We start from the raw sequence: 16,039 nt of genomic DNA on the forward strand, positions 1-16,039 counted from the left end.
CGCGGGCGGGTAGCCCACGCGGTCTGTGATGAGTGATCCGGTATGGGTGCCCCTGCTGCTTACCCTGAAAGTGGCGGGCTGGGCAACGCTGCTGGCCGCCGTGGCCGGCACCGCGGCCGCCTATGGCCTGTCGCGCTGGCGCTGGCCGGGCCGCGACCTGCTGGATGCCGTCCTGACCCTGCCGCTGGTGCTGCCGCCCACGGTGCTGGGTTATTACCTGCTGGTGCTGCTGGGACGGCGCGGCGTGCTGGGCGAGAAGCTGGCGGCGCTGGGCATTGAACTGGTGTTCACCTGGCAGGGCGCGGTCATCGCCGCGTCGGTGGTGGCCTTTCCGCTGGTGTTCAAGTCGGCCCGCGCCGCCTTCGAAAACGTCGATCCCCACTTGGAAAGCGCGGCCCGTGTGCTGGGCGTGCGCGAGGCCGGCGTGTTCTTTCGCGTGACCTTGCCGCTGGCGGCGCGCGGCATCGTGGCCGGCGTGCTGCTGGCCTTCGCCCGCGCGCTGGGCGAGTTCGGCGCCACCCTGATGATCGCCGGCAACCTGCCGGGCCGCACCCAGACGCTGTCGGTCGCCATCTACGAGGCGGTGCAGGCGGGCGATGACGCCACCGCCAACTTCCTGGTGCTGGTCACGTCCATCACCTGCATCGTGGTGCTGCTGGCGGCGGGCAGGCTGGTGCCGATCCGTTCCAGCCGGCGCGGAGGCGGGCGATGAGCGTCGATCTGCGCATCCGCAAGAACATGGTGTCGGGTGAGCGTCACTTTTCCCTGGACGTGGCGTTCTCGTCCAAGTCCAAGCGCATCGCGCTGTTCGGCCCGTCGGGCGCCGGCAAGAGCCTGACGCTGCGGGCGGTGGCCGGCCTGCTGCGGCCGGACGCCGGCCGCATCGAGATCAACGGCCGGGTGCTGTTCGATTCCGACGCGCGCCTGAGCGTCGCGCCGCAGGCCCGCCGCGTGGCCTATCTGTTCCAGGACTACGCATTGTTCCCGCATCTGACGGTGGCGCAGAACATCGCCTTCGGCTCGCGCCGCGGGTGGCTCAATCCGCCGCGGCGGGCCGTGTCGGCCGAGGCGCGGCGCTGGGTCGACGCCTTCGAGCTGGGCGCGATCCTGGGCAGCTATCCGCACGAGATCTCGGGCGGCCAGAAGCAGCGCGTGGCCCTGGCGCGCGCGCTGATGCTCAAGCCGGAGATTCTGCTGCTGGACGAACCGTTTTCGGCGCTCGACGCGCAACTGCGCGGCAAGATGCGCCAGGAACTGGATACGCTGCAGCGCCAGCTGGACGTGCCGATGCTGCTGATCACGCACGACCCGGCCGACGTCGAGGCGCTGGCCGATGAGGTGTTCGAGCTGCGCGACGGCAAGGTGCGCCGCCGCGATGAGGATGTCGGGCTCTGACGGACAGGGGCGGCGTGCCGCGCGTGGATGTCATAGCCGCCCCGGGGGCGGCCGCTCGGGGGCGGGTGTCCGCCCGGCGGGCGCGCGGTCAGTCCAGCACGCCCAGGATCACGCTTGACGCCTTGAAAATGGCGACTGCGGGCGCGCCTTCGCCCAACCCCAGGTCCTGCGCGCTATCGTTGGTGACGATGGCGGCCAGCGTGGCGCCGCCTTCCAGCCCGATCAGGATCTCGCTGTTGACCGCGCCGGTGCGCACCGCCGTGATGGTGCCCGCCAGCTGATTGCGCGCCGACAGGCGCAGGCCGGCGCCTGGCGCGCCGACGATGACCGACGAGGCCTTGACCAGCGCCAGCGCTTCCTTGCCGGGAGCCAGCTCCAGTTCCTGCGTGCTTTCGCGCGTGATGGTGGCGGTGATGACCTGGCCGCCAGCGATGCGCAGCCGGATTTCGTCGTTGACGGCCCCGGGACGGACTTCCATCACGGTGCCCATGAGCTTGTTGCGCGCGCTGGTTTTCAGCATGAATCGCCTCATCAGGTCAATGTCGCCGCTGGCATCCAGGCCGGCGCGCGCCAGGTTTTCCATGAATCTGCGGTGCTCGGCTTCCAGCGCCCGGAAGGTCGCGATCAGGCCGCGGGCGCGGTCGGTCAGGCGCGTGCCGCCGCCGCCCTTGCCGCCGGCCGCCCGCAGCACCAGCGGTTCGCCGGCCAGGTTGTTCATGGCGTCGATGGCATCCCAGGCGCCCTTGTAGCTCATGCCAACCGCGCGCGCGGCGGCCGTGATCGAGCCGGTGGCGTCGATCTGCGCCAGCAGGTCTATGCGGTTCCTGCCGCCCCAGTTCTGGGCGCCGGAACGAAACCAAATCGAGCCGTCGAGTTCCAACATCGGTATCAGGTGTGGTCAGGGTCTGGAAGCAACCCCGAGTGTAATGGAGCCAGGTCCGCTGTCCTTTGAGATATATCCGATGAGAATGAGATGCTGTTGAAACTTTATCCGCTTCGCGGTACTATTAACGCGCTCAGGGTGTGTTGATGGATGTTGACATCGGGGGCCGGCTCGCGGCCCCGCCTTCTTGGAGATCGACATGAAAGCGCTGAAAATGCTGGCATCGGGTTCCATGGCGACACTGTTGGCGGCCTGCGCCTCCGGACCCGCCGTCAAGGGCGATTACGATCGCCAGGCCGACTTCTCGCGGTACCGCACCTTTGGCTACATGTCGCCGTTGGGCACCGACAAGGCGGGCTACAGCACCCTGCTGACCGAGCGGCTCAAGGACGCCACCCGTGGCCAGATGGAAATGCGGGGCTATGTCTACGACGCCGCCAATCCCGACCTGCTGGTCAATTTCAATGGCAAGCTGCAGCAAAAGACCCAGGTGACCGAGGCGCCGCCGGCCATGGGGCCGTACTACGGCTACCGCGCCGGCTTCTACGGCGGCTGGCCCGGCTACGGCTGGGGCGACACCGTCTACCAGTACACCGAAGGCACCCTCAACATCGATTTGGTGGACGCGCGCCGCAAGCAGATGGTGTGGGAAGGCGTGGCCGTCGGCGAGGTACGGAACCCCGAAATGGCGACCTCGCCGCAGAGCATCGACAAGGCCGTGGCCGACATCTTCGCCAAGTATCCGTTCCGCGCCGGCGTGGCCGCGCCGCAGGGGCCGGACAAGACCAAGCCCTAGTATCCCAAGGAACCGCCGCATGAGTACTCGCCGCAAGGCCGCATCCCCCGACACCGGCGCGACGCCGTCCTATGAAACCGTGGCCCTGGTGCTGCAGGGCGGGGGCGCCCTGGGATCCTACCAGGCCGGGGTGTACCAGGGGCTGCACGAGGCGGGGATCCGCCCCAACTGGATTTCCGGCATCTCCATCGGATCGATCAACGCGGCCATCATCGCCGGCTCGCCCGAGGACGAGCGGGTCGAGCGGTTGCGCGGGTTCTGGGAAAGCATCTGCCGGCCGGCGGGGTTCGCCTCGGTGCCCTGGGGCGACACCCTGGCCGGCATGTTCGAGGGGATTCCATTCGGTTTCGGCTCGCCGGCCATGAATGGCCAGCTGTCGGCCTTCCAGGCGCTGTTCTCGGGCCAGCCGGGTTTCTTCAAGCCGCGTTTCCCGCCGCCGTACTGGATGCATGGCAAAGGCGCGGCCTCCACCAGTTTCTACGACACCACGCCGCTGGCCGCGACGCTGCGCCAGTACATCGATTTCGACCTGCTCAATTCGGGCGCGGTGCGCGCCAGCTTCGGCGTGGTCAACGTGCGCAGCGGCAACTTCGCCTATTTCGACAGCCGGACCCATACGCTCGGCCCCGAGCACATCATGGCCTCGGGCGCCTTGCCGCCCGGTTTCCCGTCGGTCGAGATCGACGGCGAGCACTACTGGGATGGCGGCGTGGTCTCCAACACGCCGCTGGCCCAGGTGCTGACCAGCGACACCATGCGCGACACGCTGGCGTTCCAGGTGGACCTGTGGCCCGCCCGGGGCGGCCTGCCGACCACGCTCGAAGAGGTGGCCGAGCGCCAGAAGGACATCCAGTATTCCAGCCGGACCCGCATGGTCACGGACCAGCTGCGGCGGGTGCTGAAGCTGCGCCATGGCTTGCAGCAACTGCTCGAGCGCCTGCCCGAAAAGGAACGCGGCGCGCCCGAGCTGGCCGAGATCCGCCGGCTGGCCAAGACGCCGGCCACCAACATCATCAACCTGATCTACGAGTCCAAGCATCGCGAGCGTTTCTCCAAGGATTATGAATTCGGCACCGAGGCCATGCGCGAGCACTGGGAATCGGGCCTGGCCGATATCCGCCAGACGCTGGCCAAGCCCGGCATCCTGGCGCGTCCCACCCAGGACAGTTGTTTTGTCACGCACGACATCCATCGCAACGGCACGCATACGGCTTGACCCGGGCACGGATTGACTAGGACGTGTCTGATTCCCGGGGCGGGGGGCCGCATAACGGCGTCAAGAACGGTAGTCTTTCGGCAAGACTTGAAACCTTGTTTCGGCGCCGGGCCACCGTCATTCCGGTGGCCCGGCCCGATGGAGACACCGCATGAGCCAGCCCGCCCCATATTCCGCCCCGTACGCCCCGCAATCCGCGCCGTCCGGACCCGCCGCCGCGACGATGCCGCCGGGCGATCCCCAGGTGGCCGCAACCGCCGAGCGGGCCGGCGGACCCTTCCCGGTGCGCCTGGATGGCTGGTGGAGCCTGCTCTACCATGGCTGGACCCTGCTGACGCCACAGGGCACCCGGCTGGACCTGACCGAAGTCGAGCGCGCCTGCTTCCAGTGCCTGCTGCGCAACCCCCGCAAGGAACTGCTGCGCGAAGAACTGGCGCTGCTGCGCGAGGAACTGATGCTGCCGCGCCAGAGCACCAATCTGCGTGCGCTGAACGTGGCGATCTGCCGCCTGCGGCGCAAGGTGCGCCAGGCGGGCGGGCGCCTGCCGCTGCATACCGTGCACGGCGTGGGCTATGTGTTCCTGGGCAACCTGCAAGAAGTGGCCGACGTCTGATCGGCGTTGTTTTCTTCCCCTCCGCAACGCCTTGCGAGCCCGTGAAAATCCGTGATTTCCCCAATAACTGAGTTACATTAACGGGCTATTCACGTGTCATCGGCGGGGCGCAGGGTGTTGCTTTGATCGCAAACGTTTATTGCGGTCAAATACGGCGGTCGGACACGGCCGCGCAAGCCCGCGACCGCCCTTCGGCAACCGGACTTGGCAGTCGGCAGACGCCGTTACATTGTTGCGGTCGCTTGACGCGGTTAACTTCGCGGGGGTTTCAATGCGGTTTTCGCCTAAACGTGTCTCAGGTCTGGCTCTTTCCGGTGGTGTCCTCGCGCTGTTGTTGGCGGGCTGCGGTGAAAAACCGCAAATGAACCCTGGCATGCCCCAGGTCAGCGTCATCACGGTGCAGCCGCAGCGCACCCCCATCGTTTCCGAACTGCCCGGCCGCGTCGACGCGGTGCGCGACGCCCAGATCCGCTCGCGGGTCACCGGCATCGTGCAGAAGATCACCTTCGAGCAAGGGGGTGACGTCAAGGAAAACCAGCTGCTGTTCAAGATCGATCCGGCGCCCTACAAGGCCGCCTACGACCAGGCCACCGCGCAGCTCAAGCAGGCGCAGGCCAATCTGTTCAGCGCCAAGCTGCTGGCCGATCGCTACGCGCCGCTGGTCAAGGCCAATGCCGTCAGCAAGCAGGAATACGACAACGCCGTGGCGGCGTACCGCCAGGCCGAGGCCACCGTGGCCGCCGCCAAGGCGACGCAGGACAACGCCTCGATCAACCTCGGCTACACCGACGTCGTTTCGCCCATCACGGGCCGCATCGGCAAGCCGCTGGTGACCGAAGGCGCGCTGGTCGAGGCCACCTCGGCCACGCAGATGGCCACCGTGCAGCAGCTCGACCCGATCTACGTCGACTTCACCCAGTCCACCTCCGACCTCGCCGCATTGCGCCGCGCCTTCGCCAGCGGCAAGCTGCAGCAGGTGGGCAAGGACGCCGCGCGCGCCACCGTGGTGCTCGAGGACGGCACCGAGTACGACCGCCCCGGCAAGCTGCTGTTCACCGGCATCACCGTCGATCCCAGCACCGGTCAGGTCAACCTGCGCGCCGAGGTGCCGAACCCCGACGGCATCCTGCTGCCCGGCATGTACGTGCGCGTGCGCCTGGAGCAGGGCGTGGACGACCAGGCCCTGCTGGTGCCGCAGCAGGCGCTGCAGCGCACGGCCGACGGTTCGCAGAGCCTGATGCTGGTCAAGGACAACAAGATCGAACAGTTGCCCGTCACCACCGGCGGGGCCATCAAGAACGACTGGATCATCACCAGCGGCCTGAAGGCTGGCGACGTGGTCGTGGTCGAAGGCTTCCAGAAGATCCGACCCGGCGCGCCGGTGCAGGCCAGCCCCTGGAACAAGGCGGGCGGCGCGCCCGCCGCGGGCGGGCAGCCGGCGCAGCCCGGCGCCAAGCCCGCGGATCCGGGCGCCAAGCCGGCCCAGCCGGCGCAACAGGCCCCGCAGAAATCGTAAGCGGCTCGCAGCGCAACGCGCTGCGTTCCTCTTTGGTGAGCATCGCTTTCAGAGTCAGCCCACATGCCGCAATTTTTCATTGATCGACCAATCTTCGCCTGGGTAGTCGCCCTGTTCATCCTGTTGGCGGGGATACTGGCCATCCCGAACATGCCGGTGTCGCAGTACCCCGACGTGGCGCCGCCGGCCATCACCATCACCGCGACCTATCCGGGCGCGTCGGCCAAGGAAGTGGCCGAATCGGTCACCAGTATCATCGAGGACAAGCTCAACGGCGCCAAGGGCCTGATCTACTACGAGTCGGTCAGCGATTCCTACGGCACCTCGACCATCACCGCCACCTTCGCGCCCGGGCGCGATCCCGACCTGGCGCAGGTGGACGTGCAGAACCGCGTGTCCAACGTGATCGCCCAGTTGCCCGCCGCCGTGCAGCAGCAGGGCCTGAAGTACGAGCAGACCAGCACCGGCTTCCTGATGATCGTGACGCTGTCGTCCACCGACGGCTCGCTCGACCAGACGGCGCTGGCCGACTACATCACCCGCAACGTCCAGAACCCGGTGTCGCGGGTGTCGGGCGTGGGCCAGTTCCAGCTGTTCGCGGCGCCGCGCGCCATGCGCATCTGGGTCGATCCGGCCAAGCTGGTGGGCTTCAGCCTGAGCATGGCCGAGGTCAACCAGGCCATCTCGTCGCAGAACGTGCTTGTGTCCGGCGGCAGCATCGGCGCGCCGCCCAACCCCGACTCGCAGCGCATCACCGCCACGGTGGTGGCCAACGGCCAGCTCAGCACGGTGGAAGGTTTCGGCAAGATCGTGCTGCGCGCCAACACCGACGGCTCCAAGGTGCTGCTGCGCGACGTCGCCCGCATTGAGGTCGGCGCCGACAACTACCAGTTCGGCGCGCGCCTGAACGGCAAGCCGACGGCGGCCTTCGCCATCGTGCTGTCGCCTGACGCCAACGCGCTGGCCACCGCCCAGGGCGTGCGTCAGCAGATGGATCAGCTGTCCAAGTACTTCCCCGGCAACATCACCTACGCCATCCCCTACGACACCGCGCCGTACGTCAAGGTCTCGATCGAGCAGGTGCTGCACACCCTGGCCGAAGCCATGGTGCTGGTGTTCCTGGTGATGTACCTGTTCCTGCAGAACGTGCGATATACCCTGATCCCGGCGCTGGTGGTGCCGGTGGCCATGCTGGGGTCGTTCGCGGTCATGCTGGGGCTGGGCTTCTCGATCAACGTGCTGACCATGTTCGCCATGGTGCTGGCCATCGGTATTCTGGTGGACGACGCCATCGTGGTGGTCGAGAACGTCGAGCGGATCATGGCGACCGAAGGCCTGCCGCCCAAGGAAGCCACCAAGAAGGCCATGCCGCAGATCAGCGGCGCCATCATCGGCATCACGCTGGTGCTGGTGACGGTGTTCCTGCCGCTGGCCTTCATGAGCGGGTCGGTGGGCGTGATCTACCGCCAGTTCTCGGTGGCCATGGCCGTGTCGATCTTCTTCTCGGCGCTGCTGGCGCTGACCTTCACGCCGGCGCTGTGCGCGACCATCCTCAAGCCGGTGCCCAAGGGACACCACAACGACAAAAAGGGCTTCTTCGGCTGGTTCAACCGCAAGTTCGACGCCACCACGCACGGCTACCAGAACTGGGTCTCGCGCATCCTGCACAAGGGCGGCCGCATGATGCTGGCGTTCCTGGTGCTGGTGATCCTGCTGGGCTGGCTGTACCTGCGCCTGCCGTCTTCGTTCCTGCCGGAAGAAGACCAGGGCTACGTCATCAGCAACATCGAGCTGCCCACGGGCGCCAGCGCCAACCGCACGGTGGAGGTGATCGAGGAGGTCGAGGCCTATTTCCGCCAGATCCCCGCGGTCGAGAACATCATTACCGTGCAGGGCTTCAGCTTCAACGGTAACGGCCTGAACGCGGCCATCGCTTTCACCACGCTCAAGGACTTCAAGGACCGCAAGGGCAAGGGCGATTCGGCCGGCGCGATTGCGTTCAATGCATTCCAGAAGCAGCTCATGGGCATCCACGACGCCCAGGTGTTCACGCTCGTGCCGCCGGCCATCTCGTCGCTGGGCAACGCCACCGGTTTCGACCTGCGCCTGCAGGACCGCGGCGCGGCCGGCACCGAGGCGCTGGCCGCGGCCACGGGGCAACTGATGGGCATGGCCATGAAGAGCCCGGTGCTGTCGCAGGTGCGCATCACCGGCCTGTCGGCCGGCACGCAACTGACGCTGGACATCGACCGCGACAAGGCCGCCGCGCTGGGAGTGAATTTCGACGAGGCCGCCTCGCTGATCTCCACCGCCGTCGGTTCAGCCTACCTGAGCAAGTTCCCCAACCTGGGCCGGATGCAGAACATCTGGGTGCAGGCGGATGCGCCGTACCGCATGCAGCTGTCCGACGTGCTCAAGCTGAACGCCCGCAACACCCAGGGTGGCATGGTGCCGCTGTCGTCGTTCGTCACCGCCAAGTGGTCGCAAGGCCCGGTGCAGGTGGTGCGCTACAACAGCTACGAATCGATGCGGATCGGCGGCAGCGCCGCGGCCGGTTACACCACCGGCCAGGCCATGGAGGAAATGCAGAAGCTGGTGGGCCAGTTGCCGCAGGGCTTCGGCTACGAGTGGACCGGGCTGTCCTACCAGGAACGCCAGGCCGGCAACCAGGCCCCGATCCTGATGGGCCTGTCGCTGCTGGTGGTGTTCCTGGTGCTGGCCGCGCTGTACGAAAGCTGGGCCATTCCGATCTCCGTGATGCTGGTGGTGCCGCTGGGCATGCTCGGCGCGGTGGCGCTGGTCAGCGCGCTGGGCATGTCCAACGACGTGTACTTCCAGGTGGGCATGGTGACCGTGATCGGGCTGGCGGCCAAGAACGCCATCCTGATCGTGGAATTCGCCAAGGACCAGTACGCGCGCGGCATGGGGCTATATGAAGCGGCGGTGGAAGCCGCGCGCCTGCGGTTCCGGCCGATCCTGATGACCTCGCTGGCCTTCATCCTGGGCGTGGTGCCGCTGGCCATGGCCACCGGCGCCGGCGCCGCCAGCCAGCGCGCGGTGGGCCTGGGCGTGCTGGGTGGCATGCTGGCCGCCACGCCGTTCGCGGTGATTTTCGTGCCGACCTTCTTCGTGGTGGTGCTGGGCCTGTTCAAGACCAAGCCGCGCCTGCTGGGCGCCGAGCTGCGCGCCTTCGAGGAAGAGCAGGCGGCCAAGAAGGCGGCCGCGGGGCAGACCCCGCCGGACGCTCCCGCACAACCCAACGGTGGCCAGGAGGGCAAGGAATGAGCGCCCTGATGTTCAAACAGACCGCCTTGTCCGCCTTCGTGGCGGTGGCGTTGGCCGGCTGCTCGCTGGCGCCCGACTATAAGCGTCCCGACGCGCCGGTTTCCGGCAACTGGCCGGATCAGCCCAAGGTGCAGTACGGCGCGTACGCCACGCCCATGTCGCTGGGCACGCAGCCCGCGGCGGCGGTGGCGCCGCAGGCCGGCGCGCCGGCAGCCGACCTGGGCTGGCGCGATTTCTTCCGCGATCCGCGCCTGCAGCGTCTGATCGAACTGGCGCTGGTCAACAACCGCGACCTGCGCGTGGCGGTGCAGCGCGTCGAAGAGGCGCGCGCCCAGTACGGCGTGCAGCGCGGCGCGCAATGGCCCAGCATCGGCGCCGGCATCCAGGGTCAGCGCCAGCGCTTGCCCGAGAACATGCGCCAGCCGGGCGCCGGTTCGATCAGCAGTTCGTACCAGGCCGGCATCGGCCTGACCACGTTCGAGATCGACCTGTTCGGCCGCCTGCGCAGCCTGTCGGAAGCGGCGTACCAGCAGTACCTGTCGACCGAGCAGGCGCAAAAGAGCACCCACATCACGCTGATCGGCGCGGTGGCGCAGTCGTACTTCAACCTGCGCGCCGCCCAGGTGCAGCTGGAACTGACCCAGCGCACGCTGGCCTCGCGCCAGGAGTCGTACAACCTGGTCAAGCGCCGCTTCGATGGCGGCGTGGCGTCCGAACTGGACCTGAACCAGTCCAAGTCGCTGCTGGACACGGCATCGGCCGACCTGGCGCAACTGGCCCGGGCCCAGGCCCAGGCCGTCAATGCGTTGGTGCTGCTGCTGGGCACGCCGCTGCCCGAGGACCTGCCGCCGCCGGCCACGTTCGGCCGCGACCAGTTGCTGGCCACGGTGCCGGCCGGATTGCCGTCCGACCTGCTGGAGCGTCGTCCGGACATCCTGGCCGCCGAGAACAACCTGAAGTCGGCCAACGCCAACATTGGCGCGGCGCGCGCGGCGTTCTTCCCGACCATCTCGCTGACCGGGCTGTTCGGCGTGGCCAGCCCGTCGCTGGATACCCTGTTCAAGGGCGGCCAGGGCTACTGGAGCTTCTCGCCGTCGATCACCACGCCGCTGTTCGCCGGCGGCAGCATCCGCGAAGGCTTGAACCTGGCCAAGGCGCGCGACAATATTGCCGTGGCGCAGTACGAGCAGACCATCCAGCAGGCGTTCCGCGAGGTCTCGGACGCGCTGGCGGGCGAGGCTACCTATGGCGCGCAGCTGGACGCCCAGCGCGCGTTGCAGGATTCGTCGGCGCGCACCCTGGAACTGTCGAACCTGCGCTATACCAATGGCATCGACAGCTACCTGCAGGTGCAGACCGCGCAAGTGGACTTTTTCAATGCCCAGCTGGCGCTGGTGCAAACCGGCCTGGCCGCGCTGATCAACCGTGTGGAACTCTACAAGGCGTTGGGCGGCGGCTGGGAAGAAACAACGAAAGTGCAATGATAGAACTTGGTGTAAACATCGATCACGTCGCGACCCTGCGGCAGCAGCGTCACACGACCTATCCCGACCCGGTGGCCGCGGCACTGCGCGCCGAGGACGCCGGCGCCGACCTGATCACGCTGCATCTGCGCGAAGACCGCCGCCACATCCAGGACGCCGACGTCTACGCGATCCGGCCGCAACTGCGCACGCGCATGAACCTGGAATGCGCGGTCACGCCCGAGATGCTGGAGATCGCCTGCGCGGTCAAGCCCAATGACGTCTGCCTGGTGCCGGAAAAACGCACCGAACTGACCACCGAAGGCGGGCTGGAAGTGGCCGGCGCGCTGTCGGCGGTGACGGACGCGGTCGGCCTGCTGACCGAGACCGGCATCCGCGTGTCGCTGTTCATCGATCCCGATCCGGCGCAGATCGCCGCCGCCGCCCGCGCGGGCGCGCCGGTCATCGAACTGCACACCGGCGCCTATGCCGAAGCCGATGGCGACGCCGCCCTGGCCGAGCTGGAGCGCATCCGCGTGGCGGTGGCCGAAGGGCTGCGCCATGGCCTGCGCGTCAACGCCGGCCATGGACTGCACTATGGCAACGTCAAGCCGGTGGCGGCGCTGGACGGCATTTCCGAACTCAACATCGGCCATGCCATCGTGGCGCAGGCGGTGTTCGACGGCTGGGAAAAGGCCGTGCGCGACATGAAGGCGCTGATGGTGCAGGCCCGCCTGGAAGCGCTGCGCGGCCGTTGAGCCCGGGCCCGATCCCCTTGAACGGCGCCGCAGCGATGTCCCAGCCCGAAGCCCCTCTCGCCGTCCCCGCGCCGGCCGCCATCGGCGGCATCGGCATGGACCTGCTGCGCATCGATCGCATCGAGCGCGCGCTGGCGCGCCACGGCGACCGTTTCGCCGAGAAGATCCTGGGGCCCGAGGAACTGGCCAAGTTCCATGCCCGCCGCGCCCGCGACCCGGTGCGCGGCGTGCGTTTCCTGGCGACGCGCTTTGCCGCCAAGGAAGCGTTCTCCAAGGCGGTCGGGCTGGGCATGCGCATGCCCATGACCTGGCGCCGGGTGCAGACGCTGAACGCGCCCGGCGGCCGGCCGGTGCTGGTGATCGCCCCTGAACTGCTGGAATGGTACGTGCAGCGCTTTGGCGCCGCGCACGTTTCCATTACCGATGAATCCGACATGGCCGCCGCCTACGTGGTGGTCGAACGCAAGCCGTGAGCCCGCGGGCCGGCTAGCAACACAGAAGGACACGCCGATGGCCAAGAAGAAATCCCGGGCGCTGCCGCCCGGTCCCGTGATGGTCGATGTGGCCGGCACCGTGCTGACCAAGGAAGAAAAGAAACGCCTGCGCCACCCGCTGGTGGGCGGCGTCATCCTGTTCGCGCGCAATTTCGAGAACCGCCGCCAGCTGACCGAGCTGACCCGCCAGATCCACAAGGCGCGCAAGGAGCGCCTGCTGATCCTGGTCGACCACGAGGGCGGCCGGGTGCAACGCTTCCGCGAGGACGGCTTCACGCCGCTGCCGGCGATGCGCGACCTGGGCGCGCTGTGGGACCGCGATCCGCTGACCGCCATGCGCCTGGCGACCGAGGCCGGCTACGTGCTGGCCGCCGAACTGCGCGCCTGCGGCGTGGACATGAGCTTCACGCCGGTGCTGGACCTGGACTACGGCGTCAGCAAGGTGATCGGCAACCGCGCTTTCCATCATGACGCGCGGGTGGTGACGATGCTGTCGCGCGCGTTGATCCAGGGCCTGGCGCTGGCCGGCATGTCGGCCTGCGGCAAGCATTTCCCGGGACACGGCTTCGTCGGCGCGGATTCGCACCACGAGATCCCGGTCGATCCGCGTCCGCTCGAACGCATCCTCAAGGACGACGCCGCGCCCTACGCCTGGCTGGGCGACGCGGTTCTGCCGTCGGTGATGCCGGCGCACGTGATCTACCCCAAGGTCGACAAGCATCCGGCCGGCTTCTCCAGGCGCTGGGTGCAGGACATCCTGCGCACCCGCCTGGGCTACGATGGCGTGGTGTTCTCGGATGACCTGACCATGGAAGGCGCGTCCGTCGCCGGCGATATCCTGGCGCGCGCCCAGGCCGCGCTCGGCGCCGGCTGCGACATGGTGCTGGTGTGCAACCGGCCCGACCTGGCCGACGAGCTGCTGGCGCGGCTCGAATTCGACCACGCGCCCGAGTCCGTGGCCCGCATCCGCCGGTTGATGCCGCGTTTCGACGCGCTCGACTGGGATTCCCTGCAGGCCGAAAGCCGTTACCAGAATGCCCGACGACTTCAATCTCAAATCGTTCCTGGCTGACCTGCCGCATCTGCCGGGTGTCTACCGGCACCTGGATGCGGCCGGCGAGGTCATGTATGTCGGCAAGGCGCGCGACCTGAAAAAGCGCGTCTCGTCGTATTTCCAGAAGAACCTGTCCAGCCCGCGCATCGCCCAGATGGTGGCGAAGGTGGCGCGGCTGGAGGTCACCGTCACGCGCTCCGAGGCCGAAGCGCTGATCCTGGAAAACAACCTCATCAAGAGCCTGAAGCCGCGCTACAACATCCTGTTCCGCGACGACAAGTCCTACCCGTATCTGCTGATCACCGGCCACGACTGGCCGCGCATCGCCTATTACCGCGGCGCCACCAACAAGCGCGGCCAATACTTCGGCCCGTTCCCCAACGCCTGGGCGGTGCGCGAGACCATCCAGATCCTGCAGAAGGTGTTCCGCCTGCGCACCTGTGAGGACACCGTCTTCGCCAACCGTTCGCGGCCCTGTCTGTTGCATCAGATCGGGCGCTGTTCGGCGCCCTGTGTGGGCGCCATCCAGGCGCAGGACTACGCTTCGGACGTGCAGCGCGCGGTGCGCTTCTTGAACGGCGAGGCCAAGGACGTGATGGGCGAGATCGAGGCCCGCATGCTGGAGGCCGCCGAGGCGCTGCGCTTCGAGGAGGCCGGCGCGCTGCGCGACCAGATGGGCTCGCTGGCGCGGGTGCTGCACCAGCAGACCATGGAGAACGTCAGCGGCGAGGACACCGACATCGTCGCGGTCGCCATTGCCGGCGGCAAGGTCTGCGTCAATCTGGCCATGGTGCGGGGCGGGCGCCACTTGGGCGACAAGCCGTTCTTCCCGACCCACGCCGAAGGCGAGGCCGCGCCGCAGGTGCTGGAAGCCTTCGTGGCCCAGCACTACACCGACAACGCGCTGCCGCCGGTGCTGGTCTGTTCGCACGCGCTGCCCGACGCCGGCCTGATCGACCTGCTGGTGGAGCAGGCCGGGGGCCGCCCGTCGCGCGTGCTGACCCGGCCGCAGGGCGCGCGCCGCGCCTGGCTGGAGCAGGCGCTCAAGAACGCCGAGATGGCATTGGCCCGCGCCCTGACCGAATCCGGCGCCCGCGCCGCCCGCACCCTGGCGCTGGCCGAGGCGCTGGACCTGGATACCGACGAGGCGGCGCTGGACGCGCTGCGCATCGAGTGCTTCGACATCAGCCATACCGCCGGCGAGGCCACCCAGGCCTCCTGCGTGGTGTTCGAGCACCACGACATGCAGCCCTCGCTATACCGCCGTTACAACATCGCCGGCATTACCCCGGGCGACGACTACGCCGCCATGCGCCAGGTGCTGACGCGGCGCTTCGCCAAGGTGGCCGACGGCGAGGCGCAGATGCCCGGGCTGGTGCTGATCGACGGCGGCAAGGGCCAGGTCGAGGTGGCGCGCCAGGTATTCGCCGAGCTGGGCCTGGACATCCAGGCGCTGGTGGGCGTGGCCAAGGGGGAAGGGCGCAAGGTCGGCCTGGAAACCCTGGTGTTCGCCGACGGCCGTCCGCCGGTGGCGCTGGGCGGGGAATCGGCCGCCCTGATGCTGATTGCCCAGGTGCGCGACGAGGCCCACCGTTTCGCCATCACCGGCATGCGCGCGCGCCGCGCCAAGACCCGCAACGTGTCGCGGCTGGAGGAGATCGAAGGGGTCGGGGCACGCCGGCGGCAGCGTCTGCTGGCCCGCTTTGGCGGATTTTCGGGGGTGGCCTCGGCCAGCATCGAGGACCTGGCGTCGGTGGACGGCATTTCCGAGGAATTGGCCGAACGGATCTATGAGGCGCTGCGCGGATAGGGCCCGGATGGCCGGTTCGTGGCCGCCCGGCGGCCCCGAGACAGCCAGTGCAACCCGGCTGATGTAGCATACGGACACTATGCCAATTAACGTACCCATCATCCTGACGTGGCTGCGTATCGCCATGATCCCGCTGGTAGTCGGGCTGTTCTACCTGCCTGAAAGCTGGTTGTCCGTGCCGGTGCGCGACACGTTCGCCGCCTGGGCCTTCATCATCGCCGCCCTGACCGACTGGTTCGATGGCTGGCTGGCGCGCCGCTGGAACCAGACCTCGGCGTTCGGGGCGTTCCTGGATCCGGTGGCCGACAAGCTGATGGTCTGCGCCGCGCTGATCGTGCTGCTGGACCTGAGCCGCGTCGATGCCTTCATTTCGCTCATCATCATCGGCCGCGAAATCACCATTTCGGCGCTGCGTGAATGGATGGCCAAGATCGGCGCCAGCGCCAGCGTGGCGGTGCACCGGCTGGGCAAGTTCAAGACCGCCGCGCAGATGGTGGCGATTCCATGCCTGCTGTACAACCAGCCGATCTACGGCGTGTCCAGCAAGCTGCTGGGCGACGTGCTGATCATCGTTGCCGCGGTGCTGACGGTCTGGTCGATGCTGTATTACCTGCAGCGCGCCTGGCCCGCCATCCGCGAGAAAGCGCAGTAACCATCACGGCGGCCCGGTTCGCGTGCGGGGCCGCCAGGACAGACCAAGAGCGAAGCCGGCGGGGCGTGGACCGCGACCGGCCCGGCCGCGCGCCGCATTCGCCA

General features: G+C 68.0%; 14 protein-coding genes. 13 read left to right on the forward strand and 1 reads right to left on the reverse strand.

The window, feature by feature from the left end; translation table 11 throughout:
- Positions 1–28 precede the first annotated feature (28 nt).
- Positions 29–712: a molybdate ABC transporter permease subunit gene (modB, locus tag AruCF_RS06975; protein WP_049072746.1), complete on the forward strand. Its 684-nt coding sequence runs from the start codon at positions 29–31 to the stop codon at positions 710–712.
- Positions 709–1,395: an ABC transporter ATP-binding protein gene (locus AruCF_RS06980; protein ID WP_049072748.1), complete on the forward strand. Its 687-nt coding sequence runs from the start codon at positions 709–711 to the stop codon at positions 1,393–1,395. The genes modB and AruCF_RS06980 overlap by 4 nt, the downstream gene beginning before the upstream one ends.
- Before the next feature lie 88 nt (positions 1,396–1,483).
- Here AruCF_RS06980 and AruCF_RS06985 read toward each other — a convergent pair whose 3' ends face one another.
- On the reverse strand, positions 1,484–2,278 hold the full coding sequence (locus AruCF_RS06985; RefSeq protein WP_049072749.1) for a TOBE domain-containing protein: 795 nt from the start codon (positions 2,276–2,278) through the stop codon (positions 1,484–1,486).
- Positions 2,279–2,477: 199 nt separating this feature from the next.
- Between AruCF_RS06985 and AruCF_RS06990 the strand changes: the two genes are divergently transcribed.
- From AruCF_RS06990 to pgsA, 11 genes are all read left to right on the forward strand, one after another.
- Positions 2,478–3,074, forward strand: coding sequence for a DUF4136 domain-containing protein (locus tag AruCF_RS06990; protein ID WP_080977361.1), 597 nt, complete (start codon positions 2,478–2,480; stop codon positions 3,072–3,074).
- 19 nt (positions 3,075–3,093) lie between these two features.
- Positions 3,094–4,290: a DUF3734 domain-containing protein gene (locus AruCF_RS06995; RefSeq protein WP_049072750.1), complete on the forward strand. Its 1,197-nt coding sequence runs from the start codon at positions 3,094–3,096 to the stop codon at positions 4,288–4,290.
- Between the two features lie 151 nt (positions 4,291–4,441).
- Positions 4,442–4,903: a winged helix-turn-helix domain-containing protein gene (locus tag AruCF_RS07000; RefSeq protein WP_053085996.1), complete on the forward strand. Its 462-nt coding sequence runs from the start codon at positions 4,442–4,444 to the stop codon at positions 4,901–4,903.
- A gap of 271 nt (positions 4,904–5,174) precedes the next feature.
- Positions 5,175–6,419, forward strand: a complete 1,245-nt coding sequence (locus AruCF_RS07005) for an efflux RND transporter periplasmic adaptor subunit (protein ID WP_049072751.1) — start codon at positions 5,175–5,177, stop codon at positions 6,417–6,419.
- A gap of 63 nt (positions 6,420–6,482) precedes the next feature.
- On the forward strand, positions 6,483–9,704 hold the full coding sequence (locus AruCF_RS07010) for an efflux RND transporter permease subunit (RefSeq protein ID WP_049072752.1): 3,222 nt from the start codon (positions 6,483–6,485) through the stop codon (positions 9,702–9,704).
- On the forward strand, positions 9,701–11,188 hold the full coding sequence (locus AruCF_RS07015; RefSeq protein WP_049072753.1) for an efflux transporter outer membrane subunit: 1,488 nt from the start codon (positions 9,701–9,703) through the stop codon (positions 11,186–11,188). The genes AruCF_RS07010 and AruCF_RS07015 overlap by 4 nt, the downstream gene beginning before the upstream one ends.
- A complete protein-coding gene (gene pdxJ, locus AruCF_RS07020; protein ID WP_049072755.1) occupies positions 11,185–11,925 on the forward strand; it encodes a pyridoxine 5'-phosphate synthase in 741 nt (246 codons plus the stop codon). Before AruCF_RS07015 ends, pdxJ begins: the two co-directional genes overlap by 4 nt.
- A 35-nt stretch (positions 11,926–11,960) precedes the next feature.
- A complete protein-coding gene (gene acpS / locus AruCF_RS07025) occupies positions 11,961–12,398 on the forward strand; it encodes a holo-ACP synthase (RefSeq protein ID WP_049072756.1) in 438 nt (145 codons plus the stop codon).
- A 37-nt stretch (positions 12,399–12,435) separates the two neighbouring features.
- Positions 12,436–13,491: a beta-N-acetylhexosaminidase gene (nagZ, locus tag AruCF_RS07030; RefSeq protein WP_049072757.1), complete on the forward strand. Its 1,056-nt coding sequence runs from the start codon at positions 12,436–12,438 to the stop codon at positions 13,489–13,491.
- On the forward strand, positions 13,454–15,283 hold the full coding sequence (uvrC, locus tag AruCF_RS07035) for an excinuclease ABC subunit UvrC (RefSeq protein WP_083036588.1): 1,830 nt from the start codon (positions 13,454–13,456) through the stop codon (positions 15,281–15,283). Before nagZ ends, uvrC begins: the two co-directional genes overlap by 38 nt.
- A 79-nt stretch (positions 15,284–15,362) precedes the next feature.
- Entirely contained in the window at positions 15,363–15,935 is a 573-nt protein-coding gene (gene pgsA, locus AruCF_RS07040) for a CDP-diacylglycerol--glycerol-3-phosphate 3-phosphatidyltransferase (RefSeq protein WP_049072759.1), read from the forward strand.
- Positions 15,936–16,039: the final 104 nt, after the last annotated feature.

Origin of the sequence: Achromobacter ruhlandii (assembly GCF_002082135.1) — a bacterium.
GTDB lineage: Bacteria > Pseudomonadota > Gammaproteobacteria > Burkholderiales > Burkholderiaceae_B > Achromobacter > Achromobacter ruhlandii.

What these genes read in the sequence shown, in the direction of transcription:
- modB (WP_049072746.1), top strand. Translation starts at nt 29, where the DNA reads ATGAGTGATCCGGTATGGGTGCCCCTGCTGCTTACCCTGAAAGTGGCG.
- AruCF_RS06980 (WP_049072748.1), top strand. Translation starts at nt 709, where the DNA reads ATGAGCGTCGATCTGCGCATCCGCAAGAACATGGTGTCGGGTGAGCGT.
- AruCF_RS06985 (WP_049072749.1), bottom strand. Translation starts at nt 2,278, where the DNA reads ATGTTGGAACTCGACGGCTCGATTTGGTTTCGTTCCGGCGCCCAGAAC.
- AruCF_RS06990 (WP_080977361.1), top strand. Translation starts at nt 2,478, where the DNA reads ATGAAAGCGCTGAAAATGCTGGCATCGGGTTCCATGGCGACACTGTTG.
- AruCF_RS06995 (WP_049072750.1), top strand. Translation starts at nt 3,094, where the DNA reads ATGAGTACTCGCCGCAAGGCCGCATCCCCCGACACCGGCGCGACGCCG.
- AruCF_RS07000 (WP_053085996.1), top strand. Translation starts at nt 4,442, where the DNA reads ATGAGCCAGCCCGCCCCATATTCCGCCCCGTACGCCCCGCAATCCGCG.
- AruCF_RS07005 (WP_049072751.1), top strand. Translation starts at nt 5,175, where the DNA reads ATGCGGTTTTCGCCTAAACGTGTCTCAGGTCTGGCTCTTTCCGGTGGT.
- AruCF_RS07010 (WP_049072752.1), top strand. Translation starts at nt 6,483, where the DNA reads ATGCCGCAATTTTTCATTGATCGACCAATCTTCGCCTGGGTAGTCGCC.
- AruCF_RS07015 (WP_049072753.1), top strand. Translation starts at nt 9,701, where the DNA reads ATGAGCGCCCTGATGTTCAAACAGACCGCCTTGTCCGCCTTCGTGGCG.
- pdxJ (WP_049072755.1), top strand. Translation starts at nt 11,185, where the DNA reads ATGATAGAACTTGGTGTAAACATCGATCACGTCGCGACCCTGCGGCAG.
- acpS (WP_049072756.1), top strand. Translation starts at nt 11,961, where the DNA reads ATGTCCCAGCCCGAAGCCCCTCTCGCCGTCCCCGCGCCGGCCGCCATC.
- nagZ (WP_049072757.1), top strand. Translation starts at nt 12,436, where the DNA reads ATGGCCAAGAAGAAATCCCGGGCGCTGCCGCCCGGTCCCGTGATGGTC.
- uvrC (WP_083036588.1), top strand. Translation starts at nt 13,454, where the DNA reads ATGCCCGACGACTTCAATCTCAAATCGTTCCTGGCTGACCTGCCGCAT.
- pgsA (WP_049072759.1), top strand. Translation starts at nt 15,363, where the DNA reads ATGCCAATTAACGTACCCATCATCCTGACGTGGCTGCGTATCGCCATG.